Source organism: Petrotoga sp. Shatin.DS.tank11.9.2.9.3, from assembly GCF_003665005.1.
Taxonomy (GTDB): Bacteria; Thermotogota; Thermotogae; order Petrotogales; family Petrotogaceae; genus Petrotoga; species Petrotoga mobilis.
This window is the reverse complement of the sequence record NZ_JGVT01000007.1, coordinates 240,698-266,967: the sequence shown is the minus strand read 5'-3', so window position 1 is coordinate 266,967 and position 26,270 is coordinate 240,698. Positions and strand designations below refer to the sequence as shown.

Below are 26,270 nucleotides of genomic sequence, written 5' to 3'. Positions count from 1 at the left end.
GGTAGATATGCAGAAAATAGTCATATTAAATGGTGGAGTTGGTAACTTTTCAAATGTCCAAAAAGCTGTCGGAGGCATTATTAGCAATGAAATAAATGACATAAAAAAAGCAGATAAAATCATACTTCCAGGGGTAGGCTCTTTTGGAATAGTTTCAAATAATATAATTCCTCTAAAAGATTATATATTGGAACATATCGACAAAAACAAGCCTTTCTTAGGTATATGTTTAGGGATGCAATTGTTATTTGAAAGTAGCGAAGAAGGTGAAGGCACAGGACTTTCTTATTTACCTGGAAAAGTGGTTAAATTTAAAAACATGAAAGTACCTCACATAGGTTGGAACAGTGTTGAATTTACAAAAGATTCTCTGATTTTTCGAGGTATAGAAAATAGAAGCTTCTTCTATTTTGTACACTCTTATTACATAACAACTGAAGATCAATACACAATTTCATACACAGAATATGAAAGCAGAGGAAAAACCTGTAAATTCACATCAAGCGTGCAAAAAGAAAACGTATTCGGAGTACAGTTCCATCCTGAAAAATCAGGCGAAAAAGGAATTAAATTATTAGAAAATTTCAAAAATTTATAACGAGGTGAAATCTATCAACAACATAAAAATAATACCCGCAATAGACTTAATGAATAAAAAAGCGGTAAGACTCTATAAAGGTAGTAAAAATGAAATAAAAGAATACGGAGATCCCATAGAAATAGCCAAAGAATTTTCAAAATATGTCGACCTAATTCATATCGTTGACTTAGACGGTGCTTTTGAAGGATGTGTAAAAAACTTAGATGTCGTAAAACAAATAATCCAAAAAACAGGGTTAAAAGTTGAACTGGGTGGAGGATTAAGAACTTTTGAGAGCATAAAAGATGCCTACGAAATAGGTGTTAGCTATGTGATCATAGGCACGGCAGCCTTTAACTTAGAATTCTTAGAAAAAGTTACCAGTGCTTTCAACAATGTAACCATAAGCATGGATGTTGAGAACGGAACTTTAAAAACAAAAGGTTGGTTGGAAAACTCACAAATTACCTCAGAAGATGCTTTTTCTATTTTTAAAAAATACACCAACAGATTCATATATACAGACACAAATAAAGATGGAACTTTAGAAGGTGTTTCTTTAAACATAAAAAGATTCTGGCAAGATGAAGAAATAATATACGCCGGGGGTGTAAGTAAAAAAGAAGATTTAAAAAAATTGGAAAATATAGGTTTCAATGGGGCTATAATAGGAAAAGCTCTTTACGAAGGTAAAATCAATCTGCAGGAGTTAAGGGGTGAACAATAGTGTTGACAAAAAGAATCGTAGCCGCCTTGGATATAAAAGAAGGAAGAGTCGTAAAGGGAGTACAATTTGAGAACATACGGGACGCGGGAGATCCTGTGGAACTTGCTAAAAAATATGAAAAAGATGGGGTTGATGAGATCGTATTCTTAGATATAACGGCCTCTAAAGAAAAACGTAATATACTCAAAAATCTTGTTGAGGAGATTGCCAAAGAACTTTTCATACCTTTCACCGTGGGTGGTGGATTAAAAACAGTCGAACAAATGGTAGAAATAATAAAATGTGGAGCAGATAAAGTGTTCATAAATTCAGCTGCCGTTGAAAATCCAAATTTAATTAAAGAAAGTTCAAAAATAATAGGGAGCTCCAACGTAGTAGTTGCAATAGATGCAAAAAAAGACGTCGAAAGTGAAAAGTACTATGTATACACACACGGAGGAAGTAAAAAAACGGATTTAGACGCTGTTGAGTGGGCTAGAAAGTGTCAAGAGTTGGGAGCAGGGGAACTACTGGTTACTTCTATGAACACCGATGGAGTAAAAAAAGGGTATGACTTGAATTTAACCAAACAAATAGTTGATGCTGTAGAAATCCCAGTTATCGCCTCAGGTGGAGCGGGAGAAGTTAAAGATTTCATCGATGTTTTTCAAATAGGTGCAGATGCTGCTCTTGCTGCATCCATATTCCATTATGGTATCTACACTGCAAAAGACCTCAAAATCCAATTGAAGAAGGTGGGAATAAATGTTAGATTATAAACAAATAATAGACAAATTAGATTGGGAAAAAAACAATGGCCTCTTACCTGTAATAGTTCAAGGTCTCGATGGTGACGTATTAACTTTAGGTTATACAGACAAAGAGGCTCTTAGTAAAACTCTACAAACAGGATATGTCCATTATTACTCGAGAAGCAAAGAAAGAATCAGAATGAAAGGAGAAACTAGCGGGAACTATCAAAAATTGAAAGAAGCGTTTGTAGATTGTGATAACGACACATTGCTCTTAAAAGTTGATCAAACAGGACCAGCTTGCCACTTAGGAACGAAAAGTTGTTTTAGAAAAATCGAACAAATTGACAAACTACCTGAATCTAATATAGATTACTCACTAGATTTTCTGAACCAATTAAAGGAAATTATAAAAGAGAGAAAAAAGAACCCAAAAGAAGGATCTTACACAACTTATCTGTTTAATGAAGGAAAGGAAAAAATCTATAAAAAGTTTGGAGAAGAAGCGGTCGAAGTTTTGGTTGCTCCAAATAGAGAAAGAACCATATATGAAACCGCCGATATGATTTATCACTTGTTGGTGTTATTAACCTACGAAGGGATAGATATAGGAGAAGTTGTTCAAGAATTAAAAAAGAGGCACTCACCAGAGGGGGGTAAGCAAAGTTGAAATTCAACCCAATTTTAGAAAGTTTTGAGGAATATAAACCTTCTAATATTAATATCAATGAAGGGTTCATAGATCTCAGCAAAAATGAAAATCCATTCGATCTTTCTTTAGATCTTAAAAAGATCTTTTTCCAAAAGATAACAGAAACAAACATAAATCGGTATCCCGAATTAACCGCTGACAACATCAGACAAAAAATAGCGACTTTCTTAAACTCATATTTTTCAAAATATAATATAGATCTTGACATGAACAACATAGTGGTGGGAAATGGCAGCGATGAGACGATATCTTACCTGGTTAAAATCTTTTCTGGAAAGGATGTAATAGTTTGCCCACCTACATTTGAAATGTACGAATTTTATTCTCTACTCAACGGCTTTTCAGTAAAAAAAATCCCTTTGAACACCAATTACGAAATAAAAGACATAGATAAATCCGTAAATGATCAAACAAGTATGATATTCATCTGTTCTCCAAACAATCCTACTGGAAATTTACAACCCCAAAAAGAGATCTTAAAAGCTTTAAAAACAGGGGTCCCTGTAATTGTTGACGAAGCATATGCGGATTTCTCAAAAACAAGCATGATACAATATTTAAAAGACTACCCAAATCTTATAATATTAAAAACATTTTCCAAAGCGTTTGGATTGGCAGGTATCAGAGCAGGTATCTTAATAGCCAATGAAGAAATAGTTAAACAAATAATGAAAATAAAATCCCCCTATAGTTTCAACGTATTAACTGAAAAGATGGTGGAAACCATAATAGAAAATTACGATCCTGTTTTAGAAAAAATTGATTACATTATCGAAGAAAGAAATAAACTTTCAAAAGAGTTTGGACGAGTCGCCTTAAAAAGTGATGCTAATTTTGTACTTCTGGATTTTGATAAAATTGAAGGCTTAACAGCTCAAGATGTTTACAACTACTTTTTAGAAAACAAAATACTTTTGAGAAAATACTCTGGGACTTTAGAAAATAAAATTCGAGTAACCGTTGGAACCAAAGAAGAAAATCAAAAGTTTCTATCGCTTTTTAAAGAATTAGTCAACAATTTTGATAAACAGATTAAGTCTTATAAACGTTAAAAAGCAATAACAACAAAAAGCATATCCTTAAAAATGGGAAAAGGGCATAAAGCCCTTTTTTATCTTGCCAATTTTAAGATATTTAGAACATCTTCCTTGTAAAGTTTTACAAAGTTACCGACAGGTCCTCTTTCCGTTGCCTTTTGTGCCATTTCCTCGAATCTGTCATCGGGGACTTTCAATTCCTTCAAAGTTATTGGTAATTTTAAATCTTCTTTGTAATATTTTTCAAGTCTATTGATACCCTCTAAAGCTGTTTTTTCTAAGTTAAAGAAATCCGCTTCAACGTTCCAAACATTTACAGCATACCTAGCAAATCTGTTTAAATCGTGCCTATAAACATATTTCATCCAAGCAGGAAATAAGACAGCCAAACCTGCTCCGTGGGCGACGTCGTAAATGCCACTCACCTCATGTTCTATATCATGAGTTGCCCAGTCTTCTTCCCTTCCGGTTCCTAATAAACCGTTATGTGCAACGGTACCAGCCCACATAATTTCAGCTCTGACGTCGTAATTGTAGGGATCTTTGAGGGCTAAAGGTGCATTGTGAATTATAGTTCTCATTGTAGCTTCACTCAATCTATCCGTTAATTCCACATGCTGCGTGTTGGTGAAGTATCTTTCCATAACGTGGGTCAACATATCCACCGCTCCAACGGCTGTTTGAAAAGGTGGCAGAGTATAAGTTAATTCAGGATTCATTATTGCAAAAACCGGTCTTAAAATATCGTAATTTATTGCTCTTTTATACCATCCATCTTCATTTGTAATAACCGATCCCATACTAGCTTCACTACCAGCAGCAGGTATGGTTAAAATAACACCAACTGGAAGCGCTTCTTTCAAAGTTCCTTTCCCTTCGTACAATTCCCAAACGTCTCCCTCATACTTCATTCCAGCTGCTATGGCCTTTGCAGAATCTATTACACTTCCTCCACCCACAGCAAGTACAAAATTAATATTTTCTTTTTTACATATTTCAATACCCTTTCTCACCAAACTTAATCTTGGATTGGGTTGAACACCACTCAAATCAACAAATTCAACCCCCGCATTTTTCAAAGATTTTGCCACTTTATCATACAGGCCAGTTTTTTTAATACTTCCTTGACCATAGTGTAATAAAATTTTACCGGAGTACTTTTTTACCTCTTCTCCCACCTTTTCCTCGGTATTTTTCCCGAAGATTATGCGTGTAGGACTTACAAAGTCAAAATTTAACATAACGCGACCTCCTCTTTTTTATTTTTTGTCTTTAATTTTTTAAATTTATCCTTAGAACCTCTTTGCATAGAATGAATCTTCTCAACTTTTGTTTGCGACCTAATTAATTACAAATTTCTGTATCTATGAGCGTTGAGGAGACGGTTCTTTCGCTTTATCTAGATTGAGTTCAAAAAGATAGTTTATTACCTCTTGTACAGTTGTAATTTTATCGATTTTGTAACCGTATTTACCACTAAAAACAAATCCATCATCTAAATTCCCCTTTGCTGCGTTAAGCAGAGCTTGGGCTATACAATAAGGAGCATCAACAAAATTACACGTTTTGATACAGTGATAAGGGCATTTGAAAGGCTTTTTAATCCCCTTTGAAACATCTTCTATAAACTTGTTTTTGATAGCTCTTCCCGGAAGACCTACGGGACTTTCAATTATTACTATATCTTCTTCTTTGGCTTTTATCAAAGCCTCTTTAAATTTTATATCGGCATCACACTCTTTGGTGGCTATAAAAGGAGTTCCTACTTGTATCCCCTTCGCCCCCAACGAAAAAATCCCTTTTACTTTTTCGGGTGTGTCTATACCACCTGCGGCAATTACGGGTACTTCTTTATTGTATTCTTTTTTAATTTCCTCACAGAAACCTACTATCTGAGGAACGGTAACTTCGAGTTGAAAATCGGGATTCTCTAGATCCCCTTTTTTAAATCCCAAATGTCCTCCAGCTTTTGGGCCTTCCACTATAAATGCATCAGGAATGTACTTATATTTCATCCACCATTTTTTGAATATTATTTGGGCAGCTTTTAAAGAAGACACTATAGGAACTAACTTTGTTTTAGAGTCTTTACTTAGAAATTCAGGCAGATTTAACGGCAATCCTGCTCCAGATATTATTAAATCTATTTCTTCTTTTATCGCTGTTTTCACAAGCTCTTTATAATCAGTCAAAACGGTCATTATATTAACGCCAATTATTCCCTTTGTCTTTTCTCTTGCCTTTCTAATAACCTTTTTGAGGCCTTCTATATTAGCTTCTTTCACTTTTCTCGTTTCAGGATTTTCTATTAAGCCGATTCCTGCAGTACCTATTACTCCAATCCCTCCGGCGTTTGCTACCGCAGATGCTAAATTATCAAGGGAAATACCAACGGACATGCCCCCTTGGATTATTGGCAACTTTGGAACTAAACCATTGATGTTTAAAATATTTATTAGATTCACTCTCCTTTTTTGTCTTCTATACAGCTTTTAGTTGCTTTGGCACTTTTCGCCCCACTGCTCACCCATTTAATTACTCATTTAAATTATATCATAAAAGAACTTTATGTGAAAAAAAATTGCATTCAAAGAATATTACTTGTGGTATAATAAGCAATGCACATAGGTGTATTGAATTTCAATTTTAGCTGACATTCACTGAAGTCAACAAAGGAGAATACTATTTGAAGAAAACACTAAATGAAGAAAATTTTCAGATTAATTCAACAAGAGAAAAATTAGCCGCAAATGCCTCCTGGATGGGAATAATAATAAACGGTGCTCTTGCTTTTTTTAAATTAGTTATCTCTTTCATTACGGGGAGCATGGCGATTTTAGCTGATGGAATAGATACTACAACGGATATAATAACTTCCATACTAACTTTAATTGCATCGAAAATTTCAAGTAAACCCGCAGATGAGAGCCATCCTTTTGGCCATGAACGAGCTGAAACGATAGTTACTAAGGTTTTATCTTTAGTGATTATTTACGCCGGTTTTCAGGTTCTTATAGGTGCTATTCAAAGTATAATAACCCATAGTTTTTCAATTTATAGGCCTTATTTAGTGCTATGGATTTCTTTGATTTCGATATTTACCAAATATTTTTTATACAAATATAAATTCTCCGTCGGAAATAAAATAAGAAACTCTTCTATAGTGGCGGATGCTTTAAATATGAGAAATGACATTTTAACTTCTTTGTCTGTATTAATTGGCATTATATTTTACCTTACGTTAAACATAATGTGGGTGGATTCGCTGGTGGCGATTATTGTATCCGCGTTCATATTCAGAGTTGGAATAAAGATGTTTCTAGAAACCTCAGATGAGTTTATGGGTAGTTCAAAAGAATTAGGAGAAATTTATTACAATACTTTAGAAGCCGTTGAAAAAGTTAGCAAAGCCAATAATCCTCATAAAATCAGGGTGAGAAAAGCAGGATATGTTTATTTTGTCGAACTTCATATCGAAGTCGAAGAAGAAATGAGCGTAAAAGAAGCTAATGAAATAGCGTCGCAAGTTGAAAAGGAATTAAAGAAAATAAATCCTTACATAAAAGATGTGATGATCCACGTAGAACCTTTAGGGAACAACGAGGAAGAAGAATTTGGATTCGATAAAAATTCTATTAAAAGAATTTTTGATAAATAAGTGGAGGTGTAACGTTTTGATCGGTGATTTTGTAGATGAGGTGAACATCAAAGTGATTGCTGGAAAAGGAGGCGATGGAGCTGTAAGCTTTAGAAGAGAAAAATTTGTAGAAAAAGGCGGACCAGATGGTGGAGACGGAGGAGATGGTGGTTCGATCATCATCAAATCAACCCTCAATAAAAATACATTGGTAGATTTTAAATACAAGAAGATTTTTAGAGCAGAAAACGGGGAAAACGGTAAAAATAAAAATAAAGCTGGAAAAGCCGGAGAAGATGTTTTGATTGAGGTACCTGTTGGCACTTGTATCTATGATCTTGAAACCAACGAACTGCTTTCAGATTTAAAAGCTCCACAGCAATATTTGGTTGTTGCTCGTGGTGGTAAGGGTGGCAAGGGAAATGCCAGATTTGCAACTTCAACTCTACAAGTTCCAAGGATCGCTGAAAAAGGTGTGGAAGGTGAAGTCAAAAATCTAAAGCTCATTTTAAAAATTGTCGCAGATGTTGGCTTGATTGGTTATCCTAACGTTGGTAAATCAACATTAATTTCAAGGATTTCAAACGCCAAAGTGGAAATCGCTGATTACCCTTTTACAACTATAGTTCCAAATTTAGGTGTGGTAAAAGTCGACACAGATTATTCTTTCGTAGTAGCTGATATCCCCGGCCTTATAGAGGGAGCACATTTGGGAAAAGGTCTAGGAGATCAATTTCTAAGGCATATTGAAAGATGTTCTATTTTGGTACATCTTATAGATATATCTTGCTTTGAAAGAGATGACCCAGTAGAGGATTATATAAATATTAGAAAAGAATTAGAGTCTTTTTCTCATATTCTTTTGAAAAAGAAAGAGATTATTGTTGCAAATAAGATAGATGCGGTAGACAAAGACACCCTCGAAAAGAGATTGACGGATTTCAAAAATAGAACGGGTAAAGATATTTATCCTATATCTTCTTATACTGGTGAAAACATTCAAGAGCTCATAACTATTGTATGGAATAGTATAAGCAAAGAAAAAATTGAACAGCAAAAGTTCTTCCAAAAAAGGTTAAAATCCAATGTCACAGAAAAAATAAAAATACAACCTGTCAACTATGAACCCGATCCTTTTATAAAAATCAACGTTGTAAAGTTGGATAATGAAACATTTGAAGTTGTGGGAGACGGCATTGAAAAGTTGCTAAGTAGATACGATATCCATCAAAAAGATTCTCGTCTGTTAATTTTAAATACATTAGAAAAAAACGGATTGAATAAAATTCTAAGAAATGCAGGAGTTAAAGAAGGAGACACGGTATACATTGGAAATTTTTCTTTTGAATACATACCATAAGAAAAGGTGTTTCTCATGCTAATGCTTTTTGGAGGTAGTTTTAATCCTCCTCATATAGGTCATAGAATAATTGCTGAAATAGCTTATGATGAATTTAACCCTGATAGGTTTTTAATAGTACCGTCTAAAAATCCCCCACACAAAAGCATAGATTTCATAGCAAATTTCGACAAGAGGTATTCTTGGTGTGAGAGGGTTTTTTTTGAACATTATTTCGAAGTAAGCGATATAGAAAATAAACTACCCTCACCATCATACACAATAAGGACCATAGAATATTTATCAAATTTTGATAAAAACATTAATCTTTTGATAGGTGAAGACTCCCTTAAAAACTTTCACAAATGGTATAAATGGGAAGAAATATTAAAGAAAGTAAAATTAGTAGTTTATCCCAGATATTTCGAAGAAAAAAATTCATACAGTGTAGACTTTGATTATGTAAAATTGGAAAGTCCTATCGTTGAAATATCTTCCACTTATATCAGACAAAGGATCAAAAAGGGAAAAACTGTTAAAGGTTTGATAGACGATAAGATATTTGAGGAAGTTTTAAAAGAGTACAGTTAAAATCAATTTTTATAAGACTAAGGGGGATAAAAATGTCGTCTTATATAGCCAAAAGTGCTAAAATTGATACTAGCGTTAAAATAGGCTACAATGTAATAATTGAAGAAGATGTTGTTATTCAAAAAGGTACTATCATTGGAAACAATGTAATAATTAAAGAAGGTAGTATTATTGGAGAAAACTGTACAATATCGGATAATTGTATAATAGGGAAATCGCCTCTTAAAGCTAAAAATTCTGCCACAACTGAAACAAAAGATCTTTCTCCCTTAATTTTGAACAATAATGTAATCGTGGGAGCATGTTGCATCTTATATAGAGGTACTAAAATATCAAATGATGTTTTTATTGGAGATTTGGCGACCATTCGAGAAGACGTGGAAATCGGAGAACATACTATCATCGGAAAAGGCGCAACAATAGAAAATAAAAGCAAAATAGGTAGTTACGTAAAAATAGAAACAGAGGCTTACATTACAGCCATTTCTACAATAGAAGATTATTGCTTCATAGCTCCGGAAGTTACCTTTACCAACGATCAATTTTTGGGGAGAACGGAGAAAAGAAAAGCACTTTTCAAAGGTCCTACTATCAAAAAAGGGGCTAGAATAGGAGCTAATGCAACAATATTACCAGGAATAATAATTGGAGAGGATGCTTTGGTTGGTGCAGGGAGCGTAGTCACTAAAAATTTAGAACCAAAAAAAATATACGTTGGCGTTCCCGCGAGGGAAATTCGAAACGTCCCAATCGAAGAATTATTAGAAAATCAAACTTATTTTCACCCTTAAAATCCCAATCAAATGAGTTTTATAAACATAAGGGCCGGGAAGAAAAACCCGGCCAATGTTTTATTAATTTTCTATTTCTTTAAGCTGTTTTTCTATTTGCTCTAACTCTTGGTTAATCCTTTCCCATTCTTTTTCAAGAGATTCATCATGCTCATGAGGGCCCATGTACTTTTCTATAGATTTCTTCTGTGCCTCTAAAGTTTTCTTCTTTTTTATTAATTCTTCTCTTAAATATTCTTCTTCGGCCATTATGTTCCACCCCCTTAATGAAATTATTATATATAAACTTTGGAAAGCAGCCTTAATTCAAGAGTGTTCGCTTCTCCTTCAATTTTTTCAATTTGACTGTTGATGTCTCTTAGAAAATCTTCGTCTTTAATAGATGGAAGGTTTATTTTTACGTTGTATAATCCACCATCAACCGCTGCTTTTGCCATTACAAGAGAAATTGCTGCGTCACTTTTAGCCATTTTGTACCCTTTTTCTATTGTAATCCCCGAAAGTTCCATGACTTCCAACGCGTCTTTGGCTATCTGCAGGGGTAAAAGTGTTGCCTTTTTTGTTTTTTCTTGGATTTTTTCATTTCTTGCTCTTTTCTCTTCTTCGGTACTTTTTGGAAGTTTTAAGGCCTCTATCACCTCGTTGAAAGCTTGCGCATCTTCCTCCATGAGTTGAAGGAATTTGTCTCTGTACTCTTCAAACTTTACTTTCAAATCTTTCATTTCTTCTTCCACATCTTCGTACTTTTTTTTGCCGATAGTTAAATTTGCCACCATGCATCCCAAACTGGCTCCTATAGAGCCCGCCAATGCCGCAGCACTTCCGCCACCGGGAGCTGGTTCGTTTGACGAAAGCTTTTCTAAAAAATCTTTTAAACTCATTTCCGACAACAAATTAACTCCTCCTTTTTTGTGATATTTAACGCAATAGGCATATTAGTTTTCCTGAAAAATTCTATTACTACTATATATTCTATCAAAAGTGAATTGAAAAACAATAAATACCCTTTGGAAGAAATATCCTTCTAATTGTTTCTAAAGTCGTTTAATTGTTCCTAATCACATTTAACTGCCATTTTTAAAACTTATTTTTTTGAGTAGAGGATGGTATAATAAAATGGGGTATAATGTTATACTTCAAATTTCACAACACTTTGGAGGTGAAACAGTGGGTAGTCTATGGATTTTGGCAATAGTTCCAGTAATAGCTTTAATATTTGCAAGTGTTAACTTTAGACAGGTCGTTGTTTTAGACGAAGGTACAGAGAAGATGCAACACATTGCAAAGGCTATTAGAATTGGTGCTTCCGCCTTTGTTAACCACGAGCTTAAAGTATTGACGATTTATGGAATATTTATCGCTTTAGCTTTAGGTATCGTGGTAGAGTGGTATGTTGGAGCCGCTTTTGTAATGGGGGCTTTTATGAGTGCCCTTGCTGGATACATAGGTATGAAAATAGCTACTTACGCTAACGTCAGAGTTAGCAATAAAGCTCGTACAGAGAAAAGTATTGGAAAAACTCTGAAAGTTGCATTTCAAGGTGGAAGTGTTATGGGGCTAAGCGTTTCTGGATTGGCTCTATTAGGTTTATTTTTAGTATATATTATCTTTGGAAATTGGTTAGGACAGCTTTCTGCGGAAAATTTGGTAATCAAAGTCAATTGGTTGGGAATAAATTATATTCCTTTCACCATGACCGTTTCAGGATATGCCCTTGGATGCTCAATAATCGCTATGTTTGATAGGGTTGGTGGAGGAATTTACACAAAAGCTGCGGACATGGGAGCAGACTTGGTTGGAAAAACAGAATTGGCTTTACCGGAAGATGATGCACGAAATCCCGCAACTATCGCCGATAACGTGGGAGATGATGTTGGAGATGTTGCAGGACTTGGGGCAGATTTGTTGGAAAGTTATGTAGGTGCGGTAATTTCATCTATAGTTCTAATATTATATACTCATTTCCTTTTGGGACCTCAAAACTTTTCTTATGATTCCACAATGAGATTAACTTACTATCCTATACTTTTTATATCTTTAGGATTAATTTCTTCGATGATTGGAATATTGTATATAATCTTAAAAAAACCTTCAAATGATCCCCATAGAGATTTGAATATATCTTTGATGACATCAGCATTTTTAACTGTAATTTTAACTTTTTTCCTTAGCTTTTTCTACTTGAGGGGGATCAGTATTACCGAATTTCAAAATATTGGTTTCAGATTGGGATACTTCTCACCTTGGTTGGCGGCTGTTATCGGCATAGTAGACGGTATTTTTATGGGACTTATAGCAGAATATTACACTAATGATGCATACCATCCTACAAAAGAATTGAGTGAATTCGCTAAGGGTGGTTCAGCTATTGTCATTACAAAAGGATTAGCGTTGGGAATGGAAAGCGTTCTTTTGCCTGTTTTCCTTTTGATGTTGGGAATTCTTGTGTCCTTCGAAATAGCAGGATTGTATGGTGTAGCAATGGCAGCTTTGGGTATGCTTTCTTTCGTTGCCACAACGGTTTCAGTTGATTCGTACGGTCCAATAGCAGATAATGCTGGTGGGATAAGCGAAATGGCAAAATTGCCGCCTGAAGTTAGAGAGATAACCGATAAACTAGACTCTGTAGGGAACACAACGGCTGCTATAGGAAAAGGTTTTGCTATCGGTTCGGCTGCTTTAGCGGCATTAGCTCTCTTCGCATCTTTTATTTATTCTCAAGCTGGTCCTGGAGATGGAGGAGTAGGGCATTTAGAAAATATTCTGATCTTGAACATGATAGATTCTAGAACAATAGCCGGTGCTATTTTCGGCGCGGCATTACCTTTCTTTTTTAGTTCTTTTCTAATAAATGCCGTGGTAAATGCAGCTAACAAGATGGTGGATGAGGTAAGAAGACAGTTTAGAGAAATCCCTGGATTGATGGAGGGCACAACAGATCCAGATTACGAAAGATGTATCAGGATTAGTAGTGAAGGTTCGCTAAGTCAAATAAAATTCCCTGCCCTTATCGCCACTCTAACCCCTATAATTTCTGGATTTTTACTAGGACCAAACTTTGTAGGAGGACTTTTGATTGGAACTACTCTCAGTGGTGTTATGTTAGCAATATTTACAGCTAATTCTGGAGGTGCTTGGGACAACGCAAAAAAGAGAATAGAAGCTGGAGGCGTTGAAGGAGAAGGGAAAGGTACCGATGCCCATAAAGCAGCAGTTGTGGGTGATACAGTTGGTGATCCACTGAAAGATACTGTTGGTCCTTCTCTAGATATATTAATCAAGATTATGGCGGTAACTTCCCTTATAACCGTTTCTATCTTTAAAGTGTATCATCTCTTTTGAAAACAAAATCCCGAGGTTGTACATTTAATTGCCTCGGGATTTTAATTCAGTATAATTAAATTCTTAATCCACCGTCTATCCTTATAACTTGTCCCGTTATGAAGGAAGAATCATCACTGGCTAAAAATACGGCTAATTTTGCTATATCCTGAGGTTCTCCCAATCGTTTTAAACACGTATTCTCTACAACATACTCTATTAATTCTTCCTTTAAACTTTCGGTCATCCCTGTTCTAACAAATCCTGGCGCAATAGCGTTTACTCTGATATTTTCTCCTTTCATTGTAAGTTCTTTCGCCCAAGATTTTGTCATTCCTATTATACCTGCTTTTGCTGCCGAATAATTAGTTTGACCGATGTTACCTTCAATTCCTACCACGCTCGCCATGCTTATTATATTCCCAAACTTTTGTTTTCTCATTATCTTTGCAACCGCTTTTGTCATAACAAAAGTTCCTTTTAAATTCACCTGAATTACCTTATCAAAATCTTCTTCTTTCATAATAACCAAGAAGTTATCTTTTGCCATTCCGGCATTGTTTACTAATATGTCTATTTTTTGGTATTTGTTATATATCTCAGTCACAATTTCGCTAATCGCATTGAAATCGGTTATGTCTGTTTGGTAATAAATGAACCTATCTTCTGGAAAATCACTTTTTTCATTTTCTTCTATTTGAGGTCTTTCATCTATAGCGATCGCTATTACGGTGGCCCCTTCTTTTATGAAATTCCGAGATATTTCTTTCCCTATTCCTCTAGAGCCACCTGTTACGATCGCAATCTTTTGATTTAATTTCAAAGGGAACACCCCCAATTTTTATATATTAAGTAGTTTAACGGTTTTATTTATTTGTTTAATAAATTTTGTGAGCACATTTGTAGGTCCAATTTCAACAAATTCATCCACATCATTTTTCACACATTCTTCGACACATTCTATCCATCTAACGGGAGAAGTTATTTGCTTAATTACATTTTCTTTGATGATAACAGGATCTGTTTCAAACTTCGCCGTCACATTCTGAACAATGGGAACCCTTGGTTTTTTGAATTCTAAATGTTCAATTTTTCTTCTTAACCTTTCTTCTGCATCTTTTAGAAATTTCGAATGAAACGGACCGCTTACATTCAACGGTACGACCTTTCTGGCTCCTCCTTCCTTGAGCTTTTCCATAGAGATCAAAAGTTCTTCCATTTCCCCACTTATAACAATCTGTGAAGGAGAATTGTAATTAGCTATTTGGACGTTTGGATAATTGGCTAAAACTTTTTCAATATCATTTAAATCCATCCCTATCACGGCTGCCATACCGCCTTTTCCTGGTTCAAAGGCTTCACTCATGTACAATCCCCTATAATAAACCGCTTCAACTGCCTCTTCAAAATTGATCACGTCTGCAGCTAAAAGTGCTGTCCATTCCCCTAAAGAATGACCAGCTACCACGTCAGGTATGAGACCTTCTTCTAAAGCATTCAAATATTTCATATAGCTAATTGTGAGTATAGCGACTTGGGCATTTTGGGTTAAGGTAAGCTCTTTTTCATCAGTTCCAAATATTATACTTTTTATATCTACTCCAATCTTATTTTTAACTTTATCAAAGTATAATTCATACTCAGGCTTTTTTTCTAATATATCCTTTCCCATTCCTAAGTATTGAGATCCTTGGCCTGTAAAAACAAAGCATCGCAAAACTTATCTCCTCCTTTCATCGACATTGTTTTCTAAGTCGTAATTTTTCAAGATATACGACATTATATCTTCTATAACTTCGTTAACACTTTTTATCTCATCGATCAAACCAGAGGATTGTCCTGCCATAAAAGACCCACTTTCTTCATCACCGTACAAGAAAGCCCTCATAAGGCTTCCTACCAAAGCTTCTTCTGCTTCTTCGGGTGATGAAGCTTCTAACTTAGCTATTTTTTTACCAAATTTTGTCTTTATTATTCGAGCTGGATGACCCATTTTCTGACCAGTGATTATGGTGTCTCTAATACCCGCATCTATTATTTTCTGTTTATAATTTTCATGGGCTTCACATTCATATGTAGCTATAAAACGAGTCCCCATCTGAATGCCTTCTGCCCCCAAGGATAAAGCTGCAACCGCACCAGGTCCGTTAGCAATCCCACCGGCTGCTATTACAGGAACCGATAACATACTGGAAAGCTTTGGAATCAAGACCATGGTAGTTACATCGCCGATGTGTCCACCACATTCCATTCCTTCGCCTATTATAGCCTCTGCCCCAGCATTTTCTAATCTCAAAGCCAGATTTTCTGACGAGACTACCGCTAAGGTTGTTATCCCATTTTCTCTAAGCATTGGAATATATTTGCTAGAATTTCCAGCTCCTAAAATAGCAACGGGCACTTTTTCTTGAATTATCAAATCTATGACTTCGTCTATATGAGGATTAAGCATAATTACGTTTACCGCAAAAGGTTTATCAGTCATTACTCTTATTGAATCGATCTGTTTTTTTAAAAGTTTTGCGTCCATGTTTCCAGAACCTATAGTTCCTAATCCACCAGCATTTGAAACAGCTGCAGCCAATTTTGCAGTACCCACCCATGCCATTCCGCCTTCTAATATGGGATATTTAATTTTCAATAAATCAGTAACCCTATTTTTTACTGGTTCCAAATCAGCACCTCCATCTTCAACTCTTTTTGATACCTACCATTATCTCTGCTTGTGCACATACCTGTTCTTCAACAGTAGCTATTCCTTTTAATTTAAACATGTTTGCTTTCCTCTGTAGAATCTCTAAATCGTATATTAGTTTGTCTCCAGGTCTTACTTCCTTTTTAAATCGAGCCTTATCTATACCCGTAAACAAAGGAATTACATTCTCATCCGTATCTTTTAGAAGCAATAACCCTGCAGTTTGAGCCATACCTTCAACAATGAGTACTCCTGGCATTATGGGATAATTTGGGAAATGACCTTGAAAAAAAGGTTCGTTAATGCTAACGTTTTTAAACGCCTTGATCTTTTCTTCATTTAATTCTAAAACCCCATCAACAAGCAAAAAAGGGTAACGGTGGGGCAATATTTTCATTATTTCCTCTATATTCATAATTTTCACTCCCATGTAGTTACTATTCCACCAGAATCAGGCCCTAAATGCATACCTATTATTATATCCATCGGTTCAAAGATTATCTTTTCCCTCGGTACTCCCAATTTAACTACTTCATCCAACAAATCGCCACCTATTTTTAAGCTCCCTGTATGTTCAACGGTTATATTCTTTAACTCTCCTCTGCCTTTTTCTTCCATTGCCAATGTAGTAAGCTCTTTAATTATTTTATTGTATCCTCTAATCCTTTTAACGGGCAATATTTCACCATTCTCCAGTTTTAACAATGGTTTAATGTTTAACATGCTTCCCACAAAAGCAGTTGCTTTTCCTATTCTTCCACCTTTTGCAAGATAATTTAAACTTCCTACGGTAAAGTATACATTCACTTTTTCTTGAAAATGTTCCACAAAACTCTTCAACTCTTCTATACTATAATCTCCTGAATCTATAAGCTTTTTTAATTCTAGTACTACATAACCTAATCCCCATGTAGCTTCATAACTTTCCACTATATGGATCCTTTTTTCATCTACTTCCTTAGCGGCTATCCTAGCAGAATTATAGGTGCCACTAAGTTTTCCTGAAAGATGGACAGATATCAATTCATCGTAATCTTTAAGCATTTTTTTGTATACCTCTTCAAAATCTTGAGGCGTGGGTTGTGAAGTGGCTGGTATATAGTCAGACGTTTTTAAAAACTCATAGAAGTCGTCTACATCAATATCCACAGCCTTTTCAAACTTGTCTTTCATCTTTACATACAATGAAACACAGCCTATCCCCATTTCTTCTAATTGTTTTGGATCAATGTCGCAGGTATTATCGGTTACTATTCCTATTTTAGGCATAATTGTGCCCCCTTTTATGATTTAACAAAAATTAGAGACGCATTGTGTCCCCCAAAACCAAAGGAGTTCTTTAAAATTACGTTTACTTCAGCGTCTTGAGTCTCTCTTGGGATATTGAGCGTTTTCATCTCTTCATCAGGCTCTTCTAAATTTGGCATTCCATGAACAAAATGATTATGGCTTTCTATTATTGAAGCTATTAATTCAATTGCCCCTGCAGCTCCTAAAGTATGTCCTATCAAGGTTTTAGTTGATTGTAAATACGGTTTATCCGCAAATTCACCGAATATTTTTTTAATAGCTTTTACTTCTGAATTATCTCCAACAGGGGTACTGGTAGCATGACAATTTATAAGATCCACCTTAGAAGGATCTAATTCAGCCATTTTTAAGGCGTTCTTTATTGCTCTTGCAGCCCCCTCACCTTCCGGATCAGATTGACTAATATGGTAAGCATCCCCTGTCATTCCATATCCTGCTATATATCCATAAATCTTTGCTCCTCTTGCCTTTGCATGTTCTTCTGATTCTAAAACTAATATCCCAGCTCCTTCTCCCATCACAAACCCGTCTCTATCTTTGTCAAAAGGTCTTGATGCTTTTTGTGGTTCATCATTTCTTTGAGAAAGAGCCATCATGTTGGCAAAAGCTGCTATTGGCATAGGATCAATAACCGCTTCGGAACCTCCCGTTATTGCCACATCAACTTCTCCACTTCTTATCAACATAACAGAACTTATTATTGAATGGACAGCTGAAGCACAGGCGCTAACAGTAGTAAAATTTGGTCCCTTTAATTTATGCCTTATAGAAACAACTCCACTTGCCATATCGGCAATCATCATAGGTATTAAAAAAGGGCTAACATACTTCGGACCTTTTTCGTTCATAACTCCAAACTCGTGATACAAAGTTTTAAAACCGCCTATTCCTGAACCTATTATTACTGCAGCATTTTCTCTCCAATCTTGATCTTGAGACAATCCGGCATCTTCAATAGCTTCATCTGAGGCAGCAACAGCTAATTGCAAAAACCTATCATAACGTTTGGCAGTTTTCCTATCCATGTACTCCTCGGGGTCAAAATCTTTTATTTCAGCAGCTATCTTAACTTTATGATCAGAGGTATCAAACTGAGTTATTTTATCTATGCCGCTTCTCATTTCTTTTAAACCTTCTAAAAATCCCTGTGTGTTTTTTGCTATCGGGTTTATTGTTCCCATACCAGTTATTACGACTTTGTGCATCCACATACCTCCTGACTGTTATTTTATTGATTTGTTAAAGCTTTTTTGATAGATGTATGATCATGATAAAGAAGCCAACATCTTTTTTGTTACTTCTATGTAATACTCATATATTTGTTGAGGTTTCAACCCCGCCCATTTTTTGTACAATGTCTCTCGAAGACTCGCTTGCTGAACCATTCCTGTTATCTCACTCCACAAAACCATTGCGATCTTTAAAGGTTCTAATCGTTCGTCTATTGAACCATCTTTTATCCCTTCTTCAACGGAACTAACTAACAACTTAAAAATCTCTTCACTCTTTTCATACGCCTTCTTCACATGGGGATCTTTATCATCGAAATGAACTTCCAAGGTTTCATAATTCAATATCAACTTATAATAATCAACATATTCAAGGCTGAATGATACGTATGTTTCTCCCATTGATACAACCTTTTCAAAACCGTTTTTACAAGAGGAAAATTTTTCAATAATAGACCTGAGCAAAGCAGATAACGCTCTTTCAACAGAGGTAAAATATAGATCTTTTTTGCTTGAAAAGTATAAATACAACGTCCCTTTTGCAAGATTAGCTTTCTTTGCAATTTCGGTCATTGTAGCTTTCTCATAACCTTTTTCCACAAAAATCTTTTCTGCTACATTCATTATTAAATTCAATTTTCCCTCTTTATTTTTCTTCTCCAAACTATTTCGCCTCATATCTTTGCCCTCTAATAAAATAAAAATGACCAAAGGTCATCACTTTCATAAGATTATACCACAACAAAAAATCTATTTCAAGTTTTCGCATTAGATCATATTACTTGTCCGTGAAAAAGATTGGTTAGATCATAATTCGATGTCTTTAAGGGAGGGTTGCCCTTAATCATAGAATTGAATGATTTAGAATTTTAAGATTTTGATTTGCTGCGGTCGCTTTCTTAGAAAGTAGCTTTATGATATAATTATTATTACAAGAATATAGTTATGAAAATTTTTTAAAAACCTTTAAAACTATTTGACATCCTAGGAGGAGCGTTTTGAAACAAAAATCAATTGCGTTTTTATTTTTTATTATTTTTACGTTATCGACCTTCGCAACAGTTTTTGATGATTTTGTTTACTACGTGGATCTTCAAACTATGTATGAATCAGATGACCCATATTTAAAGATCCTTGGAGGTTTTTTGAGGCGATGGGAAACGGGTTTGCCACTGTACGTAGATAATTTACAACTTTCTAATCTAGTGTTGTCCCCTGATGATGAGATAACCTTGAAGATATTAAAAGACATAGACCCTTATGTTTACCTTGAACCTAGAGAATTGTTTGAAGAAGCCTTAAAAGAATACCCCAATTCAATAATAATAAATTCTATGTATCTTTTTTTCAATTTCCAATATTGGCAAAATTCTTTGGACCCATCTGTGGTGAAAGAAATTTTTGAATATTCTGAAAAAATCGAAAAGCTTGTGGGAGGAAAAACTCCCTTTACTGTTTATTACCAATCACAAATCTTATCAAAATCTAAAATATATAACGATCCCCAAAAAGCTTACAACGATTTAAAAGAAATCTATCTAACTTACAATTACGATAAAAAGATAATTGAATCTTTGGTAGAAATAAGTTTTCTAACGAATAACTACGAAATTATAAAAGACCTTTATAATACTTACATAAATTTGAAAGGGAACGATTCTCAAACATTACTGTACTTTTCTAAAATTTTTTATAACCTGGGAGAAACAGAAAAATCCAAAGAAATAGCCCTTTCTTTAATCCCAGTTGCAAAAGATTCAAAGATTCTTTCTGAAACATACGAATTTTTAGGTGACATAGAAAACAATTACGAGAAAAGGATAGAATATTATCAAAAAGCTTTAGCTCACGACAAAGAAAGTGGAAGAATAATGTCTAAATTGGGGTTAACCTACTATAATTGGGATAAAAAAGAGTATGCTCAGTTAGCTAGATACTTTCTCAACGGTGCACAGAGCCGCAATTATATAACCGAAGAAACTGAAGAAGCTTTAAAAGAATTGAGAGTGAGGGTTGTACTTGAAATTTTCCTTAAATATTTATTACCTTTGCTGTTAGGAGTAGCTTTTGCATTATGGTTGCTATATTATTTGGATAAAAAAAGGAAGATCAAAGAACACAATCGTATATTTAAAGAGCAAAATAACAAATAGAAAATCCAATACGTACCACGCGGGAGGAATTATTTTGGAATTAGGCGAAAAATTTGAAGAGCTTATGACAGTGATGAAAAGACTGAGAGGACCACAAGGTTGTGATTGGGACAAAGTCCAAACACATGAGAGTTTGAAACCTTATATAATTGAAGAAGCATATGAATTGGTTGATTCTATTGACGAAAAAGATATAACAAAAATAAAAGAAGAATTAGGAGATATATTACTCCAAGTTGTTTTTCATTCCACTATTGCCGAAGAAAGCAATGAGTTTTCTACCATTGAAGTGATAGATGAACTGATCAATAAGCTAGTGAGAAGACATCCCCATGTTTTTGGAGATGAAAAAGGATATTCTTATGCCAGGTGGGAGGAAATAAAGGCAAAAGAGAATGGAGAGAAGAACTTTAGTAGAATCGGTAAACTTAACAAAGCCTTACCAGCACTATCACTGGCAAGAAGAATTCAAGAAAACGCTGCTGCGGTAGGGTTTGACTGGGTAGAAGTTAAAGATGTGCTCGATAAAGTAAAAGAAGAAGTGGAAGAACTTAATGAAGCAAAAACCCAAGCAGAAGTAGAAGAAGAGTTTGGGGATTTATTATTTGCACTTGTTAACTTGGCTCGTTTTTTAAGTATAGACCCAGAAGTTTCTTTAAGAAAGGCGAGTGAGAAGTTTATAGAACGGTTCAACCGAATGGAAAAAGCGATTGAAAAAGATGGAAAAGAATTTGAAGCTTTAAATTTAGACGAGTTAGACAAATATTGGGAATTAATAAAAAAAGAGGAAAAGAGGTGAGAATTAGGTGGAAATAGGCATATTCGGCCTTCCATTAACAGGTAAAACTACTATTTTTTCTCTTTTAACAGACTATAAAATAGAGGATAGTTATAAAAGAGAGGCTATCAAAAGAACGGCTATTATCAAAGATGAAAGAGTTAATTCTCTTGCACGTTTATACAATCCTAAAAAGGTTGTCTTTGCTAACTTAGATTTTATCGATATACCAAGCTATGACCACAAAGGGGATCCAAAAGAAAAAACGAGAATTTTTCAGATGATACAAAATGTTGATGCGTTACTTTTGGTTATAAGATCTTTTAAAAATCCGTCGGTACCTTGGCCTGAAAACGCTGATAATCCAATAAAACAACTAGACATATTGAAAACAGAGCTAATTTTTAGAGATTTAGAAATTGTAGAAAATCGATTAGAGAGGCTTGAAACACAAAAGAAAAAGACAAAATTCTCAGTGACGGAAGAAAACGAAGAAAAAATTTTGTTGAAAATAAAAGAAGTTTTGGAGGATGAGGTTTTCGTTTCGAAGATGGAATTGAGTGAAGAGGATAAAAAATTAGTTGGTTCTTTAGCTTTATTCACTTTAAAACCTATTATCGTATGTGTCAACGTCGATGATGACCAATTTTCAAAAAATAGCTACGAATATAAGGAACAGGTAATTGAAGAATGTAAAAAGCAAAATTTTGCCTACATTGAAATAGACGGAAAAATAGAAGTAGAAATAAACGAGCTTGAGGACGAAGAAGAAAAAAGACTATTCTTAGAAGATTTATCAATTAAAGAACCTGGTGTTGAAAGATTAGCAAAAATTGTGTATAATCATGTTGGACTAATTTCTTTCTTCACCGTCGGAAAAGACGAGGTAAGAGCTTGGACGGTAAAAAAAGGTAGTACAATGAAGGAAGCCGCTGGAAAAATACATTCTGATTTCGAGAAGAACTTCATTCGTGCAGAGGTTATGAAATATGAGGACCTAATTAAATACGGAAGCGAAGAAAAAGTGAAAGAACAGGGACTTTGGAGGCTGGCGGGAAAAGATGAAATATTGGAAGATGGTGAAATATTAAACATTAGAGCTAGCGCTTGATTTGAGGGGTGACCTAATGATACTTGTTACAGGAGGAGCTGGGTACATAGGTTCTCATTTGGTGAAAAGGCTGCAAGATCAAAATAAAGAAGTAGTAGTTTTTGATAACTTCGAAAAAGGCCATAGGTGGGCTGTTAAAGATGTACAAGTCGTTGAAGGAGATCTTAGAAACGAAAAAGACATTGATTACGCTTTTGAAAATTACAAAATAGACGAGGTATATCATTTCGCGGCTTTTTCATTAGTGGGTGAATCCATGACAGAACCTAATAAATATTTTAATAACAATATTTGTGGAACATTGAACCTTTTAAAAAACATGCAAAAACATAAATGTAGATACATAGTTTTTTCTTCTACCGCAGCTGTTTATGGAGAACCAGAAAAAGTCCCCATCACTGAAAATCAACCCAAGAACCCTACGAACATCTATGGTCAATCAAAATTAATGATTGAAGATATTCTCAATTGGTATTCTAAACTTGATATTATAAGGTATGTAGCTTTAAGATATTTCAACGCCGCTGGGGCGTATTATGATGGTAGTATAGGCGAAGCCCACGAACCTGAAACTCACTTGATCCCATTAGTTCTTGAAACAGCTTTAGGGAAAAGAGACCAACTGTACGTTTATGGCAATGATTACCCAACCAAGGACGGAACAGCCGTTAGAGACTATATCCATGTAATGGATTTGATAGATGCCCATATTTTAGCTATGAAATGGATGAAGGAAAATGAAAAATCTGACGTTTTTAATTTAGGTAATGGTCAAGGATTTACCGTTTTAGAGGTTATTAAAACAGCTGAAAAAGTAACTTCAAAAAAAATAAATTACGAAGTAGTAGAAAGAAGGCCTGGTGATCCTGCTGTTTTAATAGCTTCCTCAAAGAAAGCAGAGGAAGTTTTAAACTGGCACCCTCAAAATAAAGAATTAGAAAAGATAATATCTGATGCATGGAAATGGCATAAAAATAAAGACAAAAATGTTTTAGGAGGATAACTCATGGAGATAGTAGACCTAAAAAAATGGATAAGAGATATACCAGATTTTCCAGAAAAAGGAGTTATATTTAGAGATATCACACCACTTTTGAAAAACCCAGAAGTTTTTAAGTATTCGGTCGAAAAAATCGCTGAATTGATAAAAGAGTGGGATTTTGATTGCATTGTATCCCCCGAGTCAAGGGGGTTTATATTTGCTACACCTTTAGCTTACCTCATGAATAAAGAATTCGTTCCCATAAGAAAACCAGGAAAACTGCCTTACAAAACCTTTTCGATCTCTTATGAACTAGAATACGGTCAAACATCCCTGGAAATGCATGTTGACGCGATAGATAAAGGAGAAAAGGTGATAGTCGTTGATGATGTGTTAGCCACGGGAGGTACTACAAAAGCGATAAAAGAATTAGTAGACAGAGCCGGAGGCAAAACCGTTGGAGTTGTCTGCCTTGCTGAATTAACCTACCTAAATCCAAGAGAAAATCTAAACGATTTAGAAATTGCCAGTTTGATACGATATTGAAAGCATAATTTAAACTCAAGAAGGGGGAAAAAAGATGAATGGTATAAAATTTGATTTTTCAAATGTTTTCCATCCTAATATTGAAAATGGCTTAACGGAAGAAGAAATAAACGACCAAGCTAATAGAGTTCAAGATATTGTGGAAACGATAATACAAAAAAATCCCGGCTTTTTAAATCTGCCTTTCACAAGGGTTTACATAGATAGGGTTTTGGATTTAAAAACGTGGATACAAAGTTTTGAAAGTGTAGTAGTTTTAGGTATAGGTGGTTCTGCATTAGGAAATCAGGCGCTGCAAACAGCCCTTAATCCATTGCATTATAACGCTTTGTCTAAAGAAATAAGAAAAACTCCCAAAATTTTCATCCTGGATAATGTTGACCCCGATTTTATAGCATCAGTTTTGGACCAAATTGATCCAAAGACTACTCTGTTCAATGTTATATCAAAATCCGGTACAACAGCAGAAGCCATGGCAAATTATCTGGTTGCAAGAGGAATAATCGAAGGATACGGATTAGATCCAAAAAAACACTTCCTATTCACCACCGATCCTGAAAAAGGTATATTAAAGAAAATAGCCGAAGAAGAAGGAATCAAAACCTTGGATATACCTCCTTCAATTGGCGGTAGATTCAGCGTTTTAACCCCTGTCGGCTTATTATCAGCTTTGGCAAGTGGAATAGATATAATTGATCTATACAACGGTGCAAAAGAAATGCACAAAAGGGTTACCAATCCAAACATTTGGGAAAATCCTGCGGCTTTTAACGCCTTAGTGCATTATCTATATTACCAGAAAGGTTATAATATTTCCGTAATGATGTCCTACTCAAACAAATTGTTTCTACTCGCTGATTGGTACAGACAATTATGGGCAGAAAGTCTTGGAAAAAAATACAATTTAAAAGGTGAAGTAGTCAACGTTGGGCAAACTCCAATAAAAGCATTAGGCACAACAGACCAACACTCCCAAGTTCAACTATACAACGAAGGGCCTTACGATAAGGTAATCACTTTCATACAACTAGAAAATTTTGAACGAAACATAAAAATCCCTAATATACACTGTGACCTTCCCGAGCTATCATATCTGGGAGGTAAAAATCTTTCAGCCCTTTTGAATACAGAATTAGCTGGTACGGAATACGCTTTAACAGAAAACAATAGACCAAATCTAAAAGTTATTTTCCCTCAGATCAATCCCTTCAATGTGGGACAATTCATATTCGCATACGAATTTCAAACAGCAGTAATGGGAAATCTATTAGATATAAACCCTTATGACCAACCAGGCGTTGAATTAGGTAAAAAGGTTACCTATGCTTTGATGGGAAGAAAAGGTTACGAAGATTTCAGTATCGAGGTAGAAAACAAGCTCAAAAACAAAAAACAGGTGACGATGTAAAAAATGGTAATAGGAATTACAGGCCCTGCAGGATCTGGAAAAAGTACTATATCAAAGATAATAAAAACAATATACAAAGATAAGGCATTCATAATCGATGTGGATAGGTTAGGACACGAGGTCTTAACCTATTTTTTTATCAAAGAGAAATTGAAAGAAGTTTTTGGAGAAGAAATATTCGACGATGATAACAATATTTCCAGATCAAAACTTGGTGAAATAGTTTTTTCAAATAAAGAAAAGTTGGAATTATTGAATCAGATAGTCCATCCAGAAATTCTTAATAAAACTGAACAAATACTGAAAGAAATTTCAAATAAAAATGATATAATAATCATAGATGCAGCTTTGCTTTTCAAAATAGGATTGGACAAATTATGCGATAAAATTATCTACGTAGATGCCCCAGAAGAATTACGTATTGAAAGGCTGTCAGAAAAACGTGGTATCCCCTTGGAGAAGGCAAAAAACATCGTCAAATCCCAAGAACACATAAACTCTAAGCGTTGTGATTTCAAAATATTGAATATTGGTAATTTTGACCAATTGTACAAAGAAACAGAAAAAATTATCCAAAACTTATGAGGAGGT

General features: G+C 34.8%; 28 protein-coding genes. 17 read left to right on the top strand and 11 right to left on the bottom strand.

Annotated elements, in window-relative coordinates:
- Positions 1–7: 7 nt before the first annotated feature.
- The 5 genes from hisH to hisC are packed head-to-tail and all read left to right on the top strand — an operon-like array spanning position 8 to position 3,802.
- Positions 8–598: an imidazole glycerol phosphate synthase subunit HisH gene (gene hisH, locus BZ25_RS09390; protein WP_121515025.1), complete on the top strand. Its 591-nt coding sequence runs from the start codon at positions 8–10 to the stop codon at positions 596–598.
- A gap of 4 nt (positions 599–602) precedes the next feature.
- Positions 603–1,307: a 1-(5-phosphoribosyl)-5-((5-phosphoribosylamino)methylideneamino)imidazole-4-carboxamide isomerase gene (gene hisA / locus BZ25_RS09385; RefSeq protein ID WP_121515026.1), complete on the top strand. Its 705-nt coding sequence runs from the start codon at positions 603–605 to the stop codon at positions 1,305–1,307.
- Positions 1,307–2,065 carry an imidazole glycerol phosphate synthase subunit HisF gene (gene hisF / locus BZ25_RS09380; protein WP_012208845.1) on the top strand — a complete coding sequence of 253 codons (759 nt, stop codon included), beginning with the start codon at positions 1,307–1,309 and terminating at the stop codon, positions 2,063–2,065. Before hisA ends, hisF begins: the two co-directional genes overlap by 1 nt.
- Positions 2,052–2,708, top strand: coding sequence for a bifunctional phosphoribosyl-AMP cyclohydrolase/phosphoribosyl-ATP diphosphatase HisIE (gene hisIE, locus BZ25_RS09375; protein ID WP_121515027.1), 657 nt, complete (start codon positions 2,052–2,054; stop codon positions 2,706–2,708). Before hisF ends, hisIE begins: the two co-directional genes overlap by 14 nt.
- Positions 2,705–3,802 (top strand): histidinol-phosphate transaminase, encoded by a 1,098-nt coding sequence (gene hisC, locus BZ25_RS09370; protein WP_121515028.1) that lies wholly within the window; start codon positions 2,705–2,707, stop codon positions 3,800–3,802. Before hisIE ends, hisC begins: the two co-directional genes overlap by 4 nt.
- 59 nt (positions 3,803–3,861) lie before the next feature.
- Here the strand turns inward: hisC and BZ25_RS09365 are convergent, their stop codons facing one another.
- Positions 3,862–5,028 carry an iron-containing alcohol dehydrogenase gene (locus tag BZ25_RS09365; protein WP_121567546.1) on the bottom strand — a complete coding sequence of 389 codons (1,167 nt, stop codon included), beginning with the start codon at positions 5,026–5,028 and terminating at the stop codon, positions 3,862–3,864.
- Positions 5,029–5,151: 123 nt separating this feature from the next.
- Positions 5,152–6,252, bottom strand: coding sequence for a nitronate monooxygenase family protein (locus BZ25_RS09360; RefSeq protein WP_121567545.1), 1,101 nt, complete (start codon positions 6,250–6,252; stop codon positions 5,152–5,154).
- Positions 6,253–6,473: 221 nt separating this feature from the next.
- On the opposite strand from BZ25_RS09360, the gene BZ25_RS09355 reads away from it, so the two are divergent.
- Genes BZ25_RS09355 through BZ25_RS09340 form a run of 4 tightly spaced genes read left to right on the top strand, consistent with a single transcriptional unit; the run spans position 6,474 to position 10,145 of the window.
- Entirely contained in the window at positions 6,474–7,445 is a 972-nt protein-coding gene (locus BZ25_RS09355; protein WP_121567544.1) for a cation diffusion facilitator family transporter, read from the top strand.
- A 16-nt stretch (positions 7,446–7,461) separates the two neighbouring features.
- Positions 7,462–8,784, top strand: a complete 1,323-nt coding sequence (obgE, locus tag BZ25_RS09350; RefSeq protein ID WP_121567550.1) for a GTPase ObgE — start codon at positions 7,462–7,464, stop codon at positions 8,782–8,784.
- A 15-nt stretch (positions 8,785–8,799) separates the two neighbouring features.
- Entirely contained in the window at positions 8,800–9,354 is a 555-nt protein-coding gene (gene nadD, locus BZ25_RS09345) for a nicotinate (nicotinamide) nucleotide adenylyltransferase (RefSeq protein WP_012208852.1), read from the top strand.
- 32 nt (positions 9,355–9,386) lie between these two features.
- The gene (locus BZ25_RS09340; RefSeq protein ID WP_121515032.1) at positions 9,387–10,145 is read left to right on the top strand and encodes an N-acetyltransferase; all 759 of its coding nucleotides are present in this window, start codon (positions 9,387–9,389) and stop codon (positions 10,143–10,145) included.
- 63 nt (positions 10,146–10,208) lie between these two features.
- Here BZ25_RS09340 and BZ25_RS09335 read toward each other — a convergent pair whose 3' ends face one another.
- Together BZ25_RS09335 and BZ25_RS09330 are read right to left on the bottom strand one after the other, a co-directional pair.
- Positions 10,209–10,394 carry a hypothetical protein gene (locus BZ25_RS09335; protein ID WP_012208854.1) on the bottom strand — a complete coding sequence of 62 codons (186 nt, stop codon included), beginning with the start codon at positions 10,392–10,394 and terminating at the stop codon, positions 10,209–10,211.
- 26 nt (positions 10,395–10,420) lie between these two features.
- Positions 10,421–11,038, bottom strand: coding sequence for a cyclodeaminase/cyclohydrolase family protein (locus BZ25_RS09330; RefSeq protein ID WP_012208855.1), 618 nt, complete (start codon positions 11,036–11,038; stop codon positions 10,421–10,423).
- 274 nt (positions 11,039–11,312) lie between these two features.
- Here BZ25_RS09330 and BZ25_RS09325 point away from each other — a divergent pair, with 274 nt between their 5' ends.
- Positions 11,313–13,487, top strand: a complete 2,175-nt coding sequence (locus tag BZ25_RS09325; RefSeq protein ID WP_121515033.1) for a sodium-translocating pyrophosphatase — start codon at positions 11,313–11,315, stop codon at positions 13,485–13,487.
- A gap of 55 nt (positions 13,488–13,542) precedes the next feature.
- Here BZ25_RS09325 and BZ25_RS09320 read toward each other — a convergent pair whose 3' ends face one another.
- Genes BZ25_RS09320 through BZ25_RS09290 form a run of 7 tightly spaced genes read right to left on the bottom strand, consistent with a single transcriptional unit; the run spans position 13,543 to position 19,379 of the window.
- A complete protein-coding gene (locus BZ25_RS09320; protein WP_233552371.1) occupies positions 13,543–14,298 on the bottom strand; it encodes a beta-ketoacyl-ACP reductase in 756 nt (251 codons plus the stop codon).
- 9 nt (positions 14,299–14,307) lie between these two features.
- Complete coding sequence (fabD, locus tag BZ25_RS09315) at positions 14,308–15,183, bottom strand: ACP S-malonyltransferase (protein ID WP_121515035.1); 876 nt, start codon at positions 15,181–15,183, stop codon at positions 14,308–14,310.
- A gap of 3 nt (positions 15,184–15,186) precedes the next feature.
- A complete protein-coding gene (locus BZ25_RS09310) occupies positions 15,187–16,140 on the bottom strand; it encodes a nitronate monooxygenase (protein WP_121515036.1) in 954 nt (317 codons plus the stop codon).
- A gap of 16 nt (positions 16,141–16,156) precedes the next feature.
- Positions 16,157–16,576: a 3-hydroxyacyl-ACP dehydratase FabZ gene (fabZ, locus tag BZ25_RS09305; RefSeq protein ID WP_121515037.1), complete on the bottom strand. Its 420-nt coding sequence runs from the start codon at positions 16,574–16,576 to the stop codon at positions 16,157–16,159.
- Positions 16,577–16,581: 5 nt separating this feature from the next.
- Positions 16,582–17,430 carry a DegV family protein gene (locus tag BZ25_RS09300; protein WP_012208861.1) on the bottom strand — a complete coding sequence of 283 codons (849 nt, stop codon included), beginning with the start codon at positions 17,428–17,430 and terminating at the stop codon, positions 16,582–16,584.
- Between the two features lie 14 nt (positions 17,431–17,444).
- Positions 17,445–18,677 carry a beta-ketoacyl-ACP synthase II gene (gene fabF / locus BZ25_RS09295; protein ID WP_012208862.1) on the bottom strand — a complete coding sequence of 411 codons (1,233 nt, stop codon included), beginning with the start codon at positions 18,675–18,677 and terminating at the stop codon, positions 17,445–17,447.
- Between the two features lie 60 nt (positions 18,678–18,737).
- Positions 18,738–19,379, bottom strand: a complete 642-nt coding sequence (locus BZ25_RS09290) for a TetR/AcrR family transcriptional regulator (protein WP_121515038.1) — start codon at positions 19,377–19,379, stop codon at positions 18,738–18,740.
- Positions 19,380–19,699: 320 nt separating this feature from the next.
- Here BZ25_RS09290 and BZ25_RS09285 point away from each other — a divergent pair, with 320 nt between their 5' ends.
- Genes BZ25_RS09285 through coaE form a run of 7 tightly spaced genes read left to right on the top strand, consistent with a single transcriptional unit; the run spans position 19,700 to position 26,264 of the window.
- The gene (locus BZ25_RS09285) at positions 19,700–20,854 is read left to right on the top strand and encodes a lipopolysaccharide assembly protein LapB (RefSeq protein WP_121515039.1); all 1,155 of its coding nucleotides are present in this window, start codon (positions 19,700–19,702) and stop codon (positions 20,852–20,854) included.
- 31 nt (positions 20,855–20,885) lie between these two features.
- Positions 20,886–21,653 carry a nucleoside triphosphate pyrophosphohydrolase gene (gene mazG, locus BZ25_RS09280; RefSeq protein WP_121515097.1) on the top strand — a complete coding sequence of 256 codons (768 nt, stop codon included), beginning with the start codon at positions 20,886–20,888 and terminating at the stop codon, positions 21,651–21,653.
- Positions 21,654–21,660: 7 nt separating this feature from the next.
- Positions 21,661–22,743 (top strand): DUF933 domain-containing protein, encoded by a 1,083-nt coding sequence (locus BZ25_RS09275; protein WP_121515040.1) that lies wholly within the window; start codon positions 21,661–21,663, stop codon positions 22,741–22,743.
- Positions 22,744–22,759: 16 nt separating this feature from the next.
- On the top strand, positions 22,760–23,746 hold the full coding sequence (gene galE, locus BZ25_RS09270) for a UDP-glucose 4-epimerase GalE (protein WP_012208884.1): 987 nt from the start codon (positions 22,760–22,762) through the stop codon (positions 23,744–23,746).
- 3 nt (positions 23,747–23,749) lie between these two features.
- Entirely contained in the window at positions 23,750–24,271 is a 522-nt protein-coding gene (locus BZ25_RS09265) for an adenine phosphoribosyltransferase (RefSeq protein WP_121515041.1), read from the top strand.
- A gap of 34 nt (positions 24,272–24,305) precedes the next feature.
- Positions 24,306–25,679 (top strand): glucose-6-phosphate isomerase, encoded by a 1,374-nt coding sequence (locus tag BZ25_RS09260; protein WP_121515042.1) that lies wholly within the window; start codon positions 24,306–24,308, stop codon positions 25,677–25,679.
- 3 nt (positions 25,680–25,682) lie between these two features.
- Positions 25,683–26,264 carry a dephospho-CoA kinase gene (gene coaE / locus BZ25_RS09255; RefSeq protein ID WP_121515043.1) on the top strand — a complete coding sequence of 194 codons (582 nt, stop codon included), beginning with the start codon at positions 25,683–25,685 and terminating at the stop codon, positions 26,262–26,264.
- The last annotated feature ends 6 nt before the right edge of the window (positions 26,265–26,270 follow it).